We start from the raw sequence: 16739 nt of genomic DNA on the forward strand, positions 1-16739 counted from the left end.
GATCGGGCAACAGGTGGGTCGGCACGAGGGTACGGGCGCGTCCGCACCGGTGGGTGGTGGCGTAACTTTGAGGGCGACCTACCCGCCGAACCCACGGGACTCAAGCGAACATGACCGCGATCCAGCTCGGAATGCCGTCCGTACCTGCCCGGCTCCTCACGCCGCGCCGCAAGTCACGGCAGATCATGGTCGGCAACGTGGCCGTCGGCGGAGACGCCCCGGTGTCGGTGCAGTCCATGACCACCACCCTGACCTCCGACGTCAACGCCACGCTTCAGCAGATCGCCGAGCTGACCGCCTCCGGCTGTCAGATCGTCCGGGTCGCGGTGCCCTCCCAGGACGACGCCGACGCGCTGCCCGCGATCGCGCGCAAGTCGCAGATCCCGGTGATCGCGGACATCCACTTCCAGCCGAAGTACGTCTTCGCCGCGATCGACGCGGGCTGCGCCGCGGTCCGGGTCAACCCGGGCAACATCAAGCAGTTCGACGACAAGATCGCCGAGATCGCCAAGGCCGCCTCCGCCGCCGGCACCCCGATCCGGATCGGCGTCAACGCCGGCTCGCTGGACAAGCGACTGCTCGCCAAGCACGGCAAGGCCACCCCCGAGGCGCTGGTGGAGTCCGCGCTGTGGGAGTGCTCGCTGTTCGAGGAGCACGACTTCCGGGACATCAAGATCTCGGTCAAGCACAACGACCCCGTCGTGATGATCGAGGCGTACCGGCTGCTCGCCGAGCGCTGCGACTACCCGCTGCACCTGGGCGTCACCGAGGCCGGCCCTTCGTTCCAGGGCACGATCAAGTCCTCGGTCGCGTTCGGCGCGCTGCTTTCGCAGGGCATCGGCGACACCATCCGGGTCTCGCTCTCCGCCCCGCCGGTCGAGGAGATCAAGGTCGGCAACCAGATCCTGGAGTCGCTGGGGCTGCGGCAGCGCGGCCTGGAGATCGTCTCCTGCCCGTCCTGCGGCCGGGCCCAGGTGGACGTGTACAAGCTGGCCGAGCAGGTCACCGCGGGCCTGGACGGGCTCACGGTGCCGCTGCGGGTGGCGGTGATGGGCTGCGTCGTCAACGGTCCCGGCGAGGCCCGCGAGGCGGACCTGGGCGTGGCGTCCGGCAACGGCAAGGGCCAGATCTTCGTCAAGGGCGAGGTGATCAAGACCGTGCCCGAGTCGAAGATCGTCGAGACGCTGATCGAGGAAGCCCTCAAACTGGCCGAGCAGATGCAGGCGGACGGCGTGCTCAGCGGCGAGCCGATCGTCGACGTCTCCTGAACATCTCCCGAGCCTTTCCCCGGCTCGGCTCGGGCCCGGTCGGCGGCCGACCGGATCAATCCACTCGCCCACGCGGGTGACAATGTGTTGATGCGCCCCCACCCCGGGTGATCCGCCCCGATCATCGAGACACATGATCGGGGCATCGCCCCCGGGGGAGGGGCGCCGCACGTGGGACGCATCGTGGGGACCGCACTGGCCGTCATCGGCGTGATCTTGGGCACCGCAGCGGGACCCACGACCGGCCCTGATCCGGGCGATCGGCCGCCGGCCCGGGTGTCGCCGGGCATCGGATGGGGTGCCTGCCCCGCCGACGTGGCCGCCCCCGGACTGCGCTGCGGGACGCTGGCCGTGCCGGTCGACCAGGCCCGCCCCGACGGGCCCACCACCACGCTGGGCCTGTCGCTCGCGCGGGCGACCGGGCCCCGGCGCGGCACGATCGTGGTCAACCCGGGCGGCCCGGGCGGCGGTGGGATGTGGCTGGCCGACCAGGTCCACCGGGCGCTGCCGGAACAGGTGCGCCGGCAATACGACATCGTCGGCGTCGACCCGCGCGGCAACCACCACAGCGATCCCATCTCGTGCGTCGACCCGAGCTTCGACCGGGCGCCCAGGCCGGACCCGGTGCCCGCCACGCCGCAGGACGAACAACGCCTGGTCGAACGTGCCCGCGGTTACGCGCAGGGCTGCGCCGAGCGGGCCGGCGAACTGCTGCCGCACCTGGGCACGTTGGAGAACGCGCGCGACCTCGACCTGGTGCGCGCCGCGCTCGGCGAAACCCGGATCTCCTTCATCGGCTGGTCGTACGGCACCTATCTGGGCGCGGTCTACGGGCAGTTGTTCCCCGAGCGGGTCGACCGGATGATCCTGGACAGCATCGTCGACCCGAGCCCGGAGCAGGTCTGGTACGGGTCCAACCTGCGCCAGGACATCGCCTTCCAGGGCCGCTGGCGGGACTTCGTCGCGGCCTCGGGCGCGGACCTGGACGAGGTCTTCACCCGCGCGCTCGCCGGCGTCCGGGCGCATCCCGCCGGAGGTCGGGTGGGACCGGCCGAGTTGTCCGACATCGCCACCCGGGCGCTCTACAGCTCCTCGGGCTGGCCGCGCCTCGCCGACGCGCTGCGCGCCTACGACCGGCACGATCAGGACCCGCTGGTCGCGTTGTTCGCGCCGCCGACCGCGCGCGACGCCAACGGGGCGGCGATCTACACCGCGATCGAATGCCACGACGGGCCGTGGCCGCGCGACTGGTCGGTCTGGGACCGCGACACCCGGGCGACGGACCGGATCGCCCCGCTGACCACCTGGACCAACACGTGGCTCAACGCGCCCTGCGCGTTCTGGCCGGTGCCGGCCCGGGCACCGGTCCGGATCGACGGACACGAGCTGCCGCCCGTACTGCTGATCCAGGGCACCCGCGATCCCGCGACCCCGCCCGCCGGCGCGCACGCGCTGCATCGTGCGCTGCCCTCGTCACACCTGATCAGCGTGCTCGGCGAGGGTGACCACGGGATCCTCGCCTTCCAGCCCAACGCCTGCGTGCTGACCGCCGCAGCGGCCTACCTGACCGACGGCACGCTTCCGGCGGGCCGCGACACCACCTGCGAGGCAACGTGACCCGCACCGTCCGTGTCCTGCTGGCCGGGGTGTTGACCGCCGCCGTGCTCACCGCCGCCGCCCCCGCCCGCGCGGGCACCGAGGCGATCGGCTGGGGCACCTGTCCGAAGGGCACCGCGCCGGGGGAGCGGTGCGGCACGATCGACGCGCCGCTCGACCACGCCCGCCCGGCGGGCCCGCGGATTCGGGTCGGCGTCTCGAAGGTCGCCGCGACCGGGACCAGGGCCGAGTACCAGGGCCTGCTGATGGTCAACTTCGGCGGCCCCGGCGCCTCTTCGGTCGGCTCGATGGCGGCCCTTGCCGGCGGCCTGCCCGAGCGGGTGCGCCGGGCCTACGACGTGATCGGCTTCGACCTGCGCGGGCGCGGCACCAGTACGCGCGTGGTGTGCACCGACCCGGAGACCTTCGGCCGCGGGCCCAAGCCCGATCCGGCCCGGCCCGGCAGTCGGGCCGCGCACCTGGCCGCGACCCGCGCGTTCGCCGACGGCTGCCGGGCGTCCGCCGCCGAATTGTTGCCCCACCTGACCACCCGCGACATCGCGCGCGACCTCGACCTGGTCCGGGCCGCGTTCGGCGCGGATCGACTGAGCATCCTGGGCTACTCGTACGGCACCTACCTGGCCGCGGTCTACGGCCAACTCTTCCCGCATCGGGTGCACCGGATGCTCCTGGACAGCGTGGTCGACCCGACCCGGGTCTGGTACGGGACCGGCTTCCTACAGGCCCGCGCCTTCCACGCACGGCAACTCGACTGGGCGGGCTGGGCGGCGGACCGCGCCGAGCGCTACCACCTGGGCGGCACCGCGGCGCAGGTGCTGGCGACCTGGGACCGGGCGCGCGCCGCACTCGCCGCGACTCCGGCGGGCGGGGTGTTCGGCGGCGTCGAGTTGGATCAGTACACGATCGGCAAGCTCTACACCGAGCGGGACTGGCCGACCCTGTCCCGCGCGCTCGCCGACTATGTGTCGGGCGATCCGGCCGCGCTGCTCAAGGCCCGGCGGGTGGCGACCGCCGAGGAGGTCAACTTCGAGTCGGTGTTCCAGACCGTCTCCTGCGCGGACGCGCCGTTCCCGGCCGACGAGGCCGTCTTCGAGCGGGACATGATCGACCTGCGGCTGCGCTACGGCGCGCTCGGCGCGGCGATCGCCTCGCCCGGCGCGTGTCTGTACCTGCAGACCAACACCGCGCCGCCGACCCGGATCGACGGCGCCGGGCTGCCCGGCGTGCTGCTGATGCAGTCGGTCGGCGACCCGGCCACGCCCTACGACGGGGCACTGCGGATGCATGCCGCGCTGCCGTCCTCGCGGCTGCTGACGGTGCGCGGCAACGGGAACCACGGGCACTACCTGGTCGACGGGCCGTGTGTGGACGATTCGGGCACCGCGTACCTGGTCGACGGCACCCTGCCGGCGACCGACACGGAGTGCGCGGCCCGCCCGCCGGCGAACCCGGATCCGCGCCGCGAGCAGGTGATGCGCCCGGGGCGGTGAGCCGGCCGCGGCCCGCCCGGCGAACCGGTCGGCTCCCGGGCGGCGCGCGAGGCTTGGACCTGCATAGGGTGGTGCCGCGATAACTGGCATTTCCCCAAGGTCCGCCTGATGGCATGGTGAGGCACGTGCTGAGCTCGGTTTCCACCAAAGTCCTGGACGGGACCGACCTGTCCGCCGTCCAGGCGCTGCTCGACCGCGATCCGGTCACCAACGTCTTCGTCGCGTCCCGGGTCCGCCTCGCCGGCGTCGATCCGTGGCGACTGGGCGGCGAGCTGTGGGGCTATTACCGGGACGGCCTGCTCACGTCGCTGTGCTACGCGGGCGCCAACCTGGTCCCGGTCGAGGCCGGCCCCGACGCGATACGTTCCTTCGCCGAGCGGGCCCGGCGCCAGGGTCGGCGCTGCTCGTCGATCGTCGGCCCGGCCGAGGCGGCGGCCGATCTGTGGCGTCTGCTGGAGCCGGTGTGGGGGCCGGCCCGCGACATCCGGCCGGTCCAGCCGCTGATGGTGGCCACCGAGCCGGCCCGCGAGGTGCCGGCGGATCCGCTGGTGCGCCGGGTGCGGCCGGACGAACTGGATCTGGTGATGCCCGCGTGTGTGGCGATGTTCACCGAGGAGGTGGGCATCTCGCCGCTGATCGGCGACGGCGGCACGCTCTACCGCGCGAGGGTGGCCGAACTGATCGCGGGCGGGCGCGCGTTCGCCCGGATCGAGGACGGCAAGGTGGTGTTCAAGGCGGAGATCGGCGCGGTCACTCGGCATGCCTGTCAGATCCAGGGCGTGTGGGTGGCGCCGGAGCGGCGCGGCGAGGGGTTGTCCGAGATCGGCATGGCGGCGGTGTTGCGGCACGCGTTGACCGAGGTGGCGCCGGTGGCCAGCCTTTACGTGAACAGCTACAACAATCCCGCGCGGGCGGCCTATCGGCGGGTCGGGTTCGCCGAGACCGGCGCGTTCATGAGCGTGCTGTTCTGATGGGCGACGAGGACACCCCGATGGAGTGCGTGTGCTGATGGAGTGGACGTGCCGGGTCGTCGATCTCGCCGAGTACGCGGACGAGGCGGTCGAGGTCCAGGCGTATGCGTTCGGCCTCGCCGACGACGAGATCGCGGTCCGGCAGCGGATAATGCGCCGGCACGCGACCTTCGCCGGGGTGCGGTCGCTGGGCGCGTTCGACGGCGGTGGTCGGCTGGTCGGCTTCGGCTACGGCTATCCGAACCTGACCGACCAGTGGTGGAGCCTGGTGATCGAGCCGCACCTGGCCCGGGCGGGCCATCGGGCCTGGCTCGACGCGTCGTTCGTGGTCGGCGAACTGCATGTGCTGCCGCGCTGGCAGGGGCACGGGATCGGCCGCACGCTGATCAGGCTGCTGTGCCAGGGCCAGGACCGGGCGCACATCCTGCTGTCCGCCCTCGACGAACAGACCCCGGCCCGCCGCCTCTACCGCGGCCTGGGCTTCGTCGACCTGGCCCACCCGGTCCTGTTCCCCGGCAACGACCGCCCGTACACGGTGATGGGCGCCGTCCTGCCGTTCGCCTGAGCGACGGGCGGCCGGCCGGCCGGGGGCTCGGGACGGTGCTCGGCGCCGGACCCGGGACGGCGTAGGTCGGGGCGCCCACGGGCGGGGGTCCGGCCGAGTGCCGACGGAGTGTGTGCGCGGGTGGGGGATTGGTGGGTGGGGTGCGCGACGGCCGCTCCGCGAGGGACGCGGGTCCACTTCCGCCGGTTGCCCATCGGCGGCCGTGCATCGGCTCGATGCCGACGATCGGCGGGCGGCCGGGTTCGGGAGGATCGGCTTCCCCACGGGCGGCGGGTCCGTGCCGCTCGGGGTGCCCGTCGGCGGGCGGCAGGGGTGGGCGCGGCCGGTCCGCGTGGGGGTTCAGGTCAGCCATTCGGCAACGGACAGCAGGTCCGGGCCGGATGGGTCGTCGACGGACAGGCACCACAGGCCCAGGGACAGGGATTGGATCAGGGCCCAGCCGCGCACTCGTTCCGGGTCCAGGTCGAGGGCCTCGGCCAGCCACGTGACCCGGCGGCGGATCAGCGCCTGGGGGCGGGTTTCGGCCACCACCGTGGCCATCCGGTCGCGGACCAACGGGCCCAGGTCGAAGGCCCGTTCGCCGAGCATCGGCCTCGGGTCGATGGCCAGCCACTTGGCCCGGTCGCCGGCCAACACGTTGCCGTGGTGGCAGTCGGTGTGCAGGACCACCACCTCCGGCTGTGACGCGGCCAACTCGCGGCACAGCGCGACCGCCTCGTCCACCAGCGACTCGGCACACGGACCGGCCAGCTCGGCGTACCGGCGCGGGATCGATTCGCCCCAGTGTTCGGCGCGCTGGGCGACCGGCTCGATCGGGCAGTCGGCGGGCGGCGGCACCCACAACCGGCGGACCACCTCGGCGGCCTCCAGCATCGCCCGGTCCTCGGCCAACGAACGCAGCGAGACGTCCGGATGCAGCCGCTCCAACAACAGCGCGCCGTGCTCGGGATCCGCGTCGAGCAGCCGCACCGCCCCGGCGCCCCGCCACAGGTCGAGGGCGGTCGCCTCGTGCGCTGTGTAGCGGTCGATCCAGCCCAGCTTGAGCGTGGCCGGTGTCCCGTCCGCGCGCCGCACCAGGAAGGTCAGGCTCAGCGCGCCGCCGGGAATGATCGGCCGCTCCACGGTCAGCTCCCACCGCCGGACATACTCGCCGACCGCGTCCGGCAGCCCGGCCAGCCACCGGCGCGCGGGCTCCTCGCCGCACCAGCGCTGTGCGGTCCGGGTCAATCGCTCCGGTACCTCGACCCGATCGCTCACGTACGGCCCCCCGCCGTCGGTGTCCCCGAGGCGCCCGCCTCGGGCAGCCCCGGGAACGGCGTGCTGGCGCCCCGCCAGCGCACCGCCCACACCGCGCTCTCGCGCAGCCAGTTCGCCGCGTCCTCGCGCAGCGGCGCCCCGGCGGCGGCCACCAACGCGCCCAGGTGCAGCGCGACGCCCTCCTCCAGGAACACCGCGAGCCGCGTCGCGTCGGCCGGCGTGTCCACCGGGAACGGAATCGTGTACGCGGGCGCCGCCGCGGGCGCGATCGCGCCCCGATCGGCGATCAACCGGCCGATCGCATCGCGCCGGGCCCGATGTGTGTCCAGCGCGGTGCGCGCCTGGGTACGCGCCGCCCCGGTCAGCCGCCCGCCCGCGACGCCGTAGCCGTAGACGGCCGCGTGCTCCGCGTCCAACGCGTCGCGCAAAGCCTTGACCTCGGGGGTGGCCGGCCCGGACGGGGTCGGCCGGGACGTGCTCACGATGTGCTCCGAAACAGTTGGGCGTGACCGGCCAGACACGCCGCCGTGGCGGCCAGTCGGCGGGCCAGGTCGGGGGAGAGCAGCGGCAACCCGGTCAGTCGTTCGTCCGAGGCCTGCTGCGCCCAGTCGGCGATCGTGCCGGCCGCGGCGGCCGGGTCCTCCGGCGCGCTGCCCGGGGGCGGCGCGGGGTGCGTCGCGCCCCCGGCGAACGCGGTCAGGTGTTGGCGCAGTTCGACCCCCAACGGCCGGATCCGCTCGGCCAGTTGCGGGTGCCGTGCGGCGACCGCGTCATAGCGCGCCAACAACGCCCCGGTCGCCGCGTAGGCCCGTTCGCGGGCCGCGTCGTCCGCCTTGCGCCGCCCCTGGTCCGAGCCCCCGCCGTCGTCGCAACCGGCGACCGCGGCGCCGATCGTCGCCACGGCCACGGCGCCGAGGACGGCCCGTCGCGTCGGCCCCGCGTCGCGCATGCGTCCCGCTCCTGAACCTCGTCCGTGATGTCCGTTGCCGGCCTCTGGCCGTGTCGGACGCTATCGCATATGCGGGCGTGCGGACCTCGGCCGGACATCCGGCGTACGCCGGGCGGACGTGCGCGAGATGGGCTCCGGACCGGATACTGTTGTCCTTCCCCGACCCGCCCCGGCGGTCGACGCACCTGAGACAACAGCACACGCAGCCGAGGAGTCACCCGGATGAGCACCACCACGTTGGACCGGCTGCGGGACATGCTGGAGCCAGTGGTATCGACGGTGGGCGTGGATCTCGAGGATCTCTCCCTGACCCCCGCGGGCAAGCGGCGGGTGTTGCGCGTGATGGTGGCCGCCGACGACGGCGTCGACCTGGACAAGGTCGCCGAGGTCAGCCGGGCCGTCTCGGACGTGTTGGACCCGAGCGACGTACTGGGCGGCCTGCCCTATCTGCTGGAAGTCACCACCCCCGGTGTGGACCGCCCGCTCACCCACGAGCGGCACTGGCGCCGCGCCGCCGATCGGCTGGTGCTGGTGCAACTGCACGACGGCACCTCGGTGACCGGCCGGATCGGCGCGAGCGACGCCGAGGGCGTGGATCTGGACGTGGACGGCAAGCCGCTGCGGCTGGCCTACGACACGGTGGCCACGGCGGTGGTGCAGGTCGAGTTCAACCGCAAGAGCGCCGACCCGACGGCGGGCGCGGACCACGAGGACACCGGTGTCGAGCCCGACACCGACGACGAGAACGACGACACCATGGACGAGGAGGCGTAGGACGTGGACATCGACATGAGCGCCCTGCGCGGGCTCGAGCGCGAGAAAGAGATCAGGTTCGACCTCCTGGTCGAGGCCATCGAATCGGCCCTGTTGATCGCATACCACCGCACCGAGGGCAGCCTGCCCAAGGCGCGCGTGGAGCTGGACCGGTCCACCGGGCACGTCACCGTGTGGGCGACCGAGACCGACGAGGCCGGACAGCGCGTTCGCGAGTTCGACGACACCCCGGACGATTTCGGGCGGATCGCGGCGACCACCGCCAAGCAGGTGATTCTCCAGCGGCTGCGCGATGCCGAGGAGGAGATCACGTTCGGCGAGTTCGCCGGCCGTGAGGGCGAGATCGTCGCCGGTGTGGTCCAGCAGGGCAAGGACAACCGCAACGTCCTGGTGGACCTGGGCCGGATCGAGGCGATCCTGCCGCCCCAGGAGCAGGTACCGGGCGAGAAGTACGCGCACGGGATGCGGCTGCGCTGCTATGTCGTACAGGTGCGGCGTGGGCCCAAGGGGCCGTCCATCACGCTCTCGCGCACCCACCCCAACCTGGTGCGGAAGCTGTTCGCGCTGGAGGTCCCGGAGATCGCCGACGGCAGCGTCGAGATCGCCGCGATCGCCCGCGAGGCCGGCCACCGCTCCAAGATCGCCGTCTACTCCACGCGCGCCGGGCTCAACCCCAAGGGCGCGTGCATCGGGCCGATGGGCGCGCGCGTGCGGGCCGTGATGGCCGAGTTGAACGGCGAGAAGATCGACATCGTCGACTGGTCGGACGACCCCGCGCGGATGGTGGCCAACGCGCTGTCGCCGGCGCGGGTGAGCAAGGTCGAGGTCGTGGACCTGGCCGCGCGCTCCGCCCGGGTGACGGTGCCCGACTACCAGCTCTCGCTGGCGATCGGCAAGGAGGGGCAGAATGCCCGACTTGCCGCGCGATTGACCGGATGGCGCATCGACATCCGGCCGGACACCGAGACCGGTGAATCGGAGGACCGGGGACGGTCGGCCGAACCGGGTCGCGGTGAGGAGCGGTAGACTTGAACATGTCTGGTCGCAGGCGTGCCCGAGCATGCCCTCGTACAAGGTCGGAAAAGCGGGAAATCGCCGCTTCTCCGTGCCGGACCTGCGTGGGTTGTCGGCAACGTGCGGCCAAGGCCGACCTATTGCGGGTCGTGGCGGTGGGGGGCAGTTGTGTCCCCGACCCCCGCGGCCGAATGCCCGGGCGGGGAGCGCATCTGCATCCCGATCCGGAGTGCCTGGCCCAGGCGGAGCGTCGCAAGGCGTTCGTTCGGGCTTTGCGCGTGCCGGGGCCGCTGGACTCGGCACCACTGCGTGCTTTTTTGAGCGGTGATGGGTTGTCAGAGGTCGGTCGGACAGGTCCAGCGAAGCAGTACCTCGCGAGTCGGAAGTAGGTCGAGATTGCGATGAGCACTCGATGAGTACGCGATGAGTACAGACATGCGGTAGTGACGGTCCGGCGGACGACCAACCCCGGACCAGAAGGAGCGACGTGGCAAAGGTCCGGGTATACGAACTCGCCAAGGAGTTCGGAGTCGAGAGCAAGGTCGTCATGGCCAAGCTCCAAGAACTCGGTGAGTTCGTTCGTTCGGCGTCCTCGACGATCGAGGCGCCGGTTGTTCGCAAACTGACGGAAGCACTCAAGACGGAAGGCGGGCCCGCCCGCCGGCCCCAGCGTCCCGCGCCCACCGGCGCGCCGCAGGGTGCCACCCCCAACAACACGCAGGGCGCCACCGCGCGTCCCGCCCCCGCTCCGGGCCCGCGCCCGGCGGGTGCGCCGACTCCGGGCCCGCGCCCGGCGCCGCGCCCGGCCCCCCAGGGCAGCACCGCCCCGCCCGTGGTGCCGGCCGTGCCGGCCGCGGAGGCGGCTCCGGCCGCCCCGCGTCAGGCGGAGCGTCCCGCCGCGCAGTCGGGCCCGCGCCCGGCCGGCGCGCCGGCGCCCGGTCCGCGCCCGGCGGCGCGTCCCGGCGATCGTGGTCCGGCCGAGCGTGGCCAGGGCGACCGCGGTCCGGCCGAGCGCGGTCCGCGTGCGGACCGTCCGGCGGCGGCCTCCGGCGGTCCCTCGGCGGGCAGCCGTCCGGGTCCGCGTCCGGCCGGTGCCGGTCAGGGCGGCCCCGGTGGTCGTCCCGAGCGCGGCGACCGTCCCGAGCGGGGCGAGCGTCCGTCCGGTCCGCGTACCGGTGGTGCTCCCGCCGGTGGCGGCGCACGTCCCGGTGGTCCCGGTCAGGGTGGTGCCCCCCGTCCGGGTGGCCAGCGTCCGGCCGGCCCGCGTCCGGGCAACAACCCGTTCACCTCGGGCAGCACCGGCATGCCGCGGCCCCAGGCCGCCGGCGGCGCCGGTCGTCCCACCCCCGGCGGCATGCCGCCGCGTCCGCAGGGTCCGTCGGCCGGTGGCCCGCGTCCCGGCGGTTCGGGTGGCCCCGCAGGCCCCCGTCCGGGCGGTAGCGCAGGCCCCGGTGGCCCGCGTCCCAACCCGGGCATGATGCCCAACCGTCCGGCGCCCGCCCGTGGCCCGGGTGGTCCCGGTCGTCCCGGCGGTGCGCCCGGTCGTCCCGGCGGTCCCGGTGGCGGCGGCGGTCGTCCGGCGGGTGCCGGCGGCGGCGGTGGCGGTCGTCCCGGCGGTGGCGGTGGCGGCTTCGGCGGTCCCCGTCCCGGTGGCGGTGGCGGCGGCGCTCCGGGTCGTCCCGGTGGCGGCGGCGGCTTCGCCGGTCGTCCCGGCGGCGGCGGTCGTGGCGGCCCCGGTGGTCGCGGCGGCACGCAGGGCGCGTTCGGTCGTCCCGGTGGGCGTCCGGGCCGCGCGCGCAAGTCGAAGCGTCAGCGTCGTCAAGAGTTCGACAACATGCAGGCTCCGTCCGCCGGTGGCGTGATGGCTCCTCGCGGCAACGGGCGCGTCGTCCGGCTGTCGCGCGGTGCCTCGCTCACCGACTTCGCGGAGAAGATCAACGCGAACCCCGCGGCACTGGTCCAGATCATGTTCAACCTGGGCTCGCTGCTCACCTCGACCCAGTCGGTCAGTGACGCGGAACTGCAGATCCTGGCCGGCGAGCTCGACTTCGTGATCCAGATCGTCTCCCCCGAGGAGGAGGACCGCGAGCTGCTCGAGTCCTTCGACCTCGAATGGGGCGAGGACGAGGGCGACGAGGACGACCTCGAGGCCCGTCCGCCGGTGGTCACCGTCATGGGTCACGTCGACCACGGCAAGACCCGCCTGCTGGACGCGATCCGCAAGACGAACGTGATCGCGGGCGAGGCCGGTGGCATCACCCAGCACATCGGTGCCTACCAGGTCGCGACCACGGTCAACGACATCGACCGCAAGATCACCCTGATCGACACCCCCGGTCACGAGGCGTTCACCGCCATGCGTGCCCGCGGTGCCAAGTCGACGGACATCGCGATCCTCGTGGTCGCGGCGGACGACGGCGTGAAGCCGCAGACGATCGAGGCGCTCAACCACGCGCAGGCGGCCGGTGTGCCGATCGTGGTCGCGGTCAACAAGATCGACAAGGAAGGCGCGGACCCGACCAAGGTCCGCGGCCAGCTCACCGAATACGGGCTCGTGGCCGAGGAGTACGGCGGCGACACCATGTTCGTCGACATCTCGGCGAAGCAGGGCCTGGGCATCGACGAGCTGCTCGAGGCGGTCGTCCTGACCGCGGACGCGGCGCTGGAACTCACCGCCAACCCGCACCAGGAGGCCCAGGGCATCGCGATCGAGGGTCACCTCGACAAGGGCCGCGGCCCCGTCGCGACCGTCCTGGTCCAGCGCGGCACGCTGCGCATCGGCGACGCGATCGTGGTCGGCGAGGCGTACGGCCGGGTCCGCGCGATGATCGACGAGAACGGCAACAACCTCACCGAGGCCGCGCCGTCCCGTCCGGTCATGGTGCTGGGTCTGACCGCGGTCCCGGGTGCCGGTGACAACTTCCTCGTGGTCGAGGAGGAGCGCACCGCGCGCCAGATCGCCGAGAAGCGGGCGGCTCGGGAGCGCAACGCGCTGCTGGCCCGTCGCTCGAAGCGGATCTCGCTCGAGGACCTCGACCTGGCCCTCAAGGCCGGCGAGATGCAGCAGCTCAACCTCATCCTCAAGGGCGACGGCTCCGGTTCGGTGGAGGCGTTGGAGGACGCGCTGCTCAACCTGGACGTCGGCGACGAGGTCGAGCTGCGGATCATCGACCGCGGTGTCGGTGCGATCACCGAGTCCAACGTCAACCTGGCGATGGCCTCGGACGCGATCATCATCGGCTTCAACGTGCGGCCCGAGGGTCGCGCGCGGACGATGGCGGACCGCGAGGGCGTCGACATTCGCTTCTACTCGGTGATCTACCAGGCCATCGAGGAGATCGAAGCCGCGCTCAAGGGCATGCTCAAGCCCGAGTTCGAAGAGGTCCAGCTGGGCACGGCGCAGATCCGCGCGGTGTTCCGCTCCTCCAAGCTCGGCAACATCGCGGGCTGCATGGTCACCGGCGGGACGATCAAGCGCAACACCAAGGCGCGGATCATCCGGCAGGGGTCGGTCGTCGCCGACAACCTCAACGTCGAGGGCCTGCGTCGGGAGAAGGACGATGTCACCGAGGTCCGCGAGGGCTTCGAGTGCGGTATCAACCTCGGTTCGTTCAACGACATCAAGGTCGAGGACATCATCGAGACGTTCGAGATGCGGGAGAAGCCGCGAGGCTGACCCGATGGGTCGAACGGTTCGAACCGCTCGAATCGCGAGATGACGCGACGGATCCGCCCGGTGCACACCGGGCGGATCCGCCGTCTCGCAGTTGGTGGAAACTGTTCGGATTTTCGGTGGGACCAGTGGTATCCGGGCCGCGACGTGTGAGCCCGGCTCTTTTCGTCGGCGGCCCCGGTGGCCCCGACCCGAGGCCTCCCGGGCCGGCCAGGCCCGTCGCCTATGTTTGTGGGAACCATCAGCCTCGATGTGCTGTTCGGCGATGTGCACTCGTTGAAGGAAAAACGATCGTTGATCCGCCCCATCCTGGCGGACCTTCAGCGCAAGAATGCCGTTGCCGCCGCCGAGGTGGAGCATCAGGATTTGCATCGGCGCAGCGTGATCGGCATCGCGGTGGTCTCCGCGACCGTCGAGCGGTGCGCCGAGGTATTGGACAGCTGTGAACGGCTGGTCGCCGGCCGGCCCGAGTTGGAACTGCTCTCCACACGCCGCAGGGTGTACGGGGACGACGACTGACCGGGTGCCGAACGGCGACCCGTCGCGCAGCCGAGGAAACATCAAGAACGAGAGCGGCTCCCGCGTCCGGTGCTCCCGGGCACGGGGGATCCCGCCGAAATGCCGAGCAATCGCAGGAGGATCAGTGGCCGACACCGCGCGGGCGCGCAAACTCGCGGACCGTATCCAGGTTGTGGTCGCGGAGACCTTGGAGCGCCGGATCAAGGACCCGCGTCTGGGGTTCGTGACGATCACCGCCGCACGAGTGACCGGTGACCTCCGTGAGGCGACCGTGTTCTACACGGTCTACGGCGACGAGACCGAGCGCGCGGCGACCGCCGCCGCGCTGGAGAGCGCCAAGGGCGTGCTCCGCAGTGAGGTGGGCCGCCAGACCGGCGTGCGACACACGCCGTCGCTGACGTTCATCGCCGACGCCCTTCCGGACAACGCCAAACTCATCGACGATCTCCTCGCCCGGGCGCAGCAGGCCGATGCGGCGGTACGCTCAACCGCCGCGGGCGCCGGCTACGCCGGTGACGCGGACCCCTATCGGACCCCGGCCGCGGCCTCCGACGACTCCGACGACGAGCCGGAGGCGGAGACCGGGGCGGACACACAGGAGGGCGGCCGACCTTGACACCAGGCGTGGCGGCGGACCGGGAGCCCGACCCGGCCGCGGGAGTGCGCGCGCGGGCCGGTGCCGGCCGCGACGCGCGGGCAGGGTCGCCGACCGCGCCGGGTGCGGCCGACTGGGACGAGGCGGTGCGCCTGCTCCTCGCGGCCGAGGACATCACCTTGCTGGCGCACGTCAGCCCCGACGGCGACGCGCTCGGTTCGGCGCTCGCCGTCGGGTTGGCGCTGCGCGAACTGGGCCGCACGGTCCGGGTCTCCTACGGCGACGACCCCCTGGTGGTGCCGTCCTCGCTGGAGTTCCTGCCCGGCCAGGAACTGCTCGTGGCGCACACCGAGGTGCCCGAGGAGCCGGAACTGGTGGCCGTCTTCGACGCGGCCGGCGCCGCTCGGCTGGGCCTGCTCGAGGCTAGGGCCAGGGCGGCCCGGACCCTGCTGGTGGTCGACCACCACGCCTCCAACACGCGCTTCGGCACACACCACCTGATCGACGTACTGGCGCCGGCGACCGCGGTGCTCGCCGACGAGCTGATCACCCGGCTCGGCGCGACGCTGACCGCCGACATCGCCACCGCGCTGTACACCGGCCTGGTCACCGACACCGGTTCGTTCAAGTACGTGGGGACCACCCCCGAGACGCACACCTTCGCGGCCCGGCTGATGGCCACCGGGATACGCCACGATCTGATCCAGCGGGCGATCTGGGACACCTGCCGGTTCGGCTACCTCAAGGTGCTCGCCGGGGCGCTGGCCGGGGCCCGGCTCGACGCCGACGCGGCGGGCGGCCTGGGGCTGGTGTCCACCGTGGTCACCCGCGCCGAGCGGGCCGCGCACGGGATCCGCCTGGACGAGATCGAGGGCGTGATCGACGTGGTCCGCAAGAGCGGCGAGGCCGAGGTCGCGCTGGTGCTCAAGGAGGACGACGACGGCGCGCTGCGCGCCTCCGCGCGTTCCAAGGGCGCGGTGGACCTGGGTCGCGTCTGTGCGGCCTTCGGCGGCGGCGGACACGCCTTCGCGGCCGGATTCACCGCATACGATCCACCGGCCGAGGTGGTGGCCCGATTCCGGGACCTCCTCGCCGACGCACTACTGCCGGTCGCTCCGGCGCACGCAACCCCGGGAGACGACGCGTGAAGCGCCGCAACGCAGGACCCCCACCGCCCGACGGCCTGGTCATCGTGGACAAGCCGGCCGGACTCACCTCGCACGACGTGGTCGGCCGGCTGCGCCGGATCGCGGGCACCCGCCGGGTGGGCCACGCCGGCACGCTGGACCCGATGGCCACCGGCGTGCTGGTGATCGGCATCGAGAAGGCCACCCGTCTGCTGGGTCATCTCGCGCTCACCGAGAAGGAGTACGAGGGGACCATCCGCCTCGGGCAGCGCACCGTCACCGACGACGCCGAGGGCGAGATCACCGAGAGCGGGCCGGCCGGGCAGGTGACCGACGCGGCCATCGCGGCGGGCGTCGCCGAGCTGACCGGGCCGATCCTGCAGGTGCCCTCGAAGGTGTCGGCGATCAAGATCGACGGCAAGCGCTCCTACTCGCGCGTGCGCGCCGGCGAGGAGTTCGAGCTGGCCGCCCGCCCGGTCACCGTCTCCACGTTCGAGGTACTCGCCACGCGGCGCGCGGGCGAGCTGATCGACCTGGACGTACGGGTGACCTGTTCGTCCGGCACCTACATCCGCGCGCTGGCCCGGGACCTGGGCGCCGGGCTCGGCGTCGGCGGTCACCTGACCGCGCTGCGGCGCACCCGGGTGGGGCCGTACGCGCTGGATCGGGCGCACACGCTCGAACAACTGGAGGAGTCCTTCGGCGTGCTGCCGATCGCCGAGGCGGCCGAGGCGGCCTTCCCGCGCCGCGAGGTCACCGAGGACCAGGCCCGCGCGGTCTCGCACGGCGGCCGGCTGCCGGCCGACGACAGCGAGGGGCCGGTGGGCGTGTTCGGCCCGGACGGGACCTTCCTGGCCCTGGTGGAGAACCGGCAGGGTGTGGCCCGACCGCTCGCGGTGTTCGTGGGCTGAGCCCGGGCG

The 16739-nt window shown here is 72.9% G+C and carries 16 protein-coding genes; 13 read left to right on the forward strand and 3 right to left on the reverse strand.

Annotated features, from left to right (window positions below; all coding sequences use genetic code 11):
- Window positions 1-110: 110 nt before the first annotated feature.
- From ispG to ABIA38_RS00830, 5 genes are all read left to right on the forward strand, one after another.
- Window positions 111-1268: a flavodoxin-dependent (E)-4-hydroxy-3-methylbut-2-enyl-diphosphate synthase gene (gene ispG, locus ABIA38_RS00810; RefSeq protein ID WP_424636365.1), complete on the forward strand. Its 1158-nt coding sequence runs from the start codon at window positions 111-113 to the stop codon at window positions 1266-1268.
- Between the two features lie 171 nt (window positions 1269-1439).
- Window positions 1440-2885: an alpha/beta hydrolase gene (locus tag ABIA38_RS00815; protein ID WP_424636366.1), complete on the forward strand. Its 1446-nt coding sequence runs from the start codon at window positions 1440-1442 to the stop codon at window positions 2883-2885.
- The gene (locus ABIA38_RS00820) at window positions 2882-4375 is read left to right on the forward strand and encodes an alpha/beta hydrolase (protein ID WP_424636367.1); all 1494 of its coding nucleotides are present in this window, start codon (window positions 2882-2884) and stop codon (window positions 4373-4375) included. The genes ABIA38_RS00815 and ABIA38_RS00820 overlap by 4 nt, the downstream gene beginning before the upstream one ends.
- A 113-nt stretch (window positions 4376-4488) precedes the next feature.
- Window positions 4489-5346, forward strand: coding sequence for a GNAT family N-acetyltransferase (locus ABIA38_RS00825; protein WP_424636368.1), 858 nt, complete (start codon window positions 4489-4491; stop codon window positions 5344-5346).
- A 37-nt stretch (window positions 5347-5383) separates the two neighbouring features.
- On the forward strand, window positions 5384-5911 hold the full coding sequence (locus ABIA38_RS00830; RefSeq protein WP_424636369.1) for a GNAT family N-acetyltransferase: 528 nt from the start codon (window positions 5384-5386) through the stop codon (window positions 5909-5911).
- A gap of 339 nt (window positions 5912-6250) precedes the next feature.
- Here the strand turns inward: ABIA38_RS00830 and ABIA38_RS00835 are convergent, their stop codons facing one another.
- The 3 genes from ABIA38_RS00835 to ABIA38_RS00845 are packed head-to-tail and all read right to left on the reverse strand — an operon-like array spanning window position 6251 to window position 8117.
- Window positions 6251-7168 (reverse strand): aminoglycoside phosphotransferase family protein, encoded by a 918-nt coding sequence (locus ABIA38_RS00835; protein ID WP_424636370.1) that lies wholly within the window; start codon window positions 7166-7168, stop codon window positions 6251-6253.
- Window positions 7165-7650, reverse strand: coding sequence for a ferritin-like domain-containing protein (locus ABIA38_RS00840; protein ID WP_424636371.1), 486 nt, complete (start codon window positions 7648-7650; stop codon window positions 7165-7167). Before ABIA38_RS00840 ends, ABIA38_RS00835 begins: the two co-directional genes overlap by 4 nt.
- Entirely contained in the window at window positions 7647-8117 is a 471-nt protein-coding gene (locus ABIA38_RS00845) for a hypothetical protein (RefSeq protein ID WP_424636372.1), read from the reverse strand. Before ABIA38_RS00845 ends, ABIA38_RS00840 begins: the two co-directional genes overlap by 4 nt.
- Before the next feature lie 222 nt (window positions 8118-8339).
- On the opposite strand from ABIA38_RS00845, the gene rimP reads away from it, so the two are divergent.
- From rimP to truB, 8 genes are all read left to right on the forward strand, one after another.
- The gene (gene rimP / locus ABIA38_RS00850; protein ID WP_424636373.1) at window positions 8340-8891 is read left to right on the forward strand and encodes a ribosome maturation factor RimP; all 552 of its coding nucleotides are present in this window, start codon (window positions 8340-8342) and stop codon (window positions 8889-8891) included.
- A 3-nt stretch (window positions 8892-8894) separates the two neighbouring features.
- Window positions 8895-9917 (forward strand): transcription termination factor NusA, encoded by a 1023-nt coding sequence (gene nusA, locus ABIA38_RS00855; RefSeq protein WP_424636374.1) that lies wholly within the window; start codon window positions 8895-8897, stop codon window positions 9915-9917.
- A gap of 8 nt (window positions 9918-9925) precedes the next feature.
- Entirely contained in the window at window positions 9926-10294 is a 369-nt protein-coding gene (locus ABIA38_RS00860; protein ID WP_424636749.1) for a YlxR family protein, read from the forward strand.
- Window positions 10295-10392: 98 nt separating this feature from the next.
- Window positions 10393-13581, forward strand: a complete 3189-nt coding sequence (gene infB / locus ABIA38_RS00865; RefSeq protein ID WP_424636375.1) for a translation initiation factor IF-2 — start codon at window positions 10393-10395, stop codon at window positions 13579-13581.
- Window positions 13582-13803: 222 nt separating this feature from the next.
- Entirely contained in the window at window positions 13804-14097 is a 294-nt protein-coding gene (locus tag ABIA38_RS00870; protein WP_424636376.1) for a DUF503 domain-containing protein, read from the forward strand.
- 124 nt (window positions 14098-14221) lie between these two features.
- Window positions 14222-14713, forward strand: coding sequence for a 30S ribosome-binding factor RbfA (gene rbfA, locus ABIA38_RS00875; protein ID WP_424636377.1), 492 nt, complete (start codon window positions 14222-14224; stop codon window positions 14711-14713).
- Window positions 14710-15840 (forward strand): DHH family phosphoesterase, encoded by a 1131-nt coding sequence (locus ABIA38_RS00880; protein ID WP_424636378.1) that lies wholly within the window; start codon window positions 14710-14712, stop codon window positions 15838-15840. Before rbfA ends, ABIA38_RS00880 begins: the two co-directional genes overlap by 4 nt.
- A complete protein-coding gene (gene truB / locus ABIA38_RS00885; protein ID WP_424636379.1) occupies window positions 15837-16730 on the forward strand; it encodes a tRNA pseudouridine(55) synthase TruB in 894 nt (297 codons plus the stop codon). Before ABIA38_RS00880 ends, truB begins: the two co-directional genes overlap by 4 nt.
- The last annotated feature ends 9 nt before the right edge of the window (window positions 16731-16739 follow it).

The organism is Embleya sp. AB8 (genome assembly GCF_049739465.1).
In the GTDB taxonomy this organism is placed as follows: Bacteria; Actinomycetota; Actinomycetes; order Streptomycetales; family Streptomycetaceae; genus Embleya.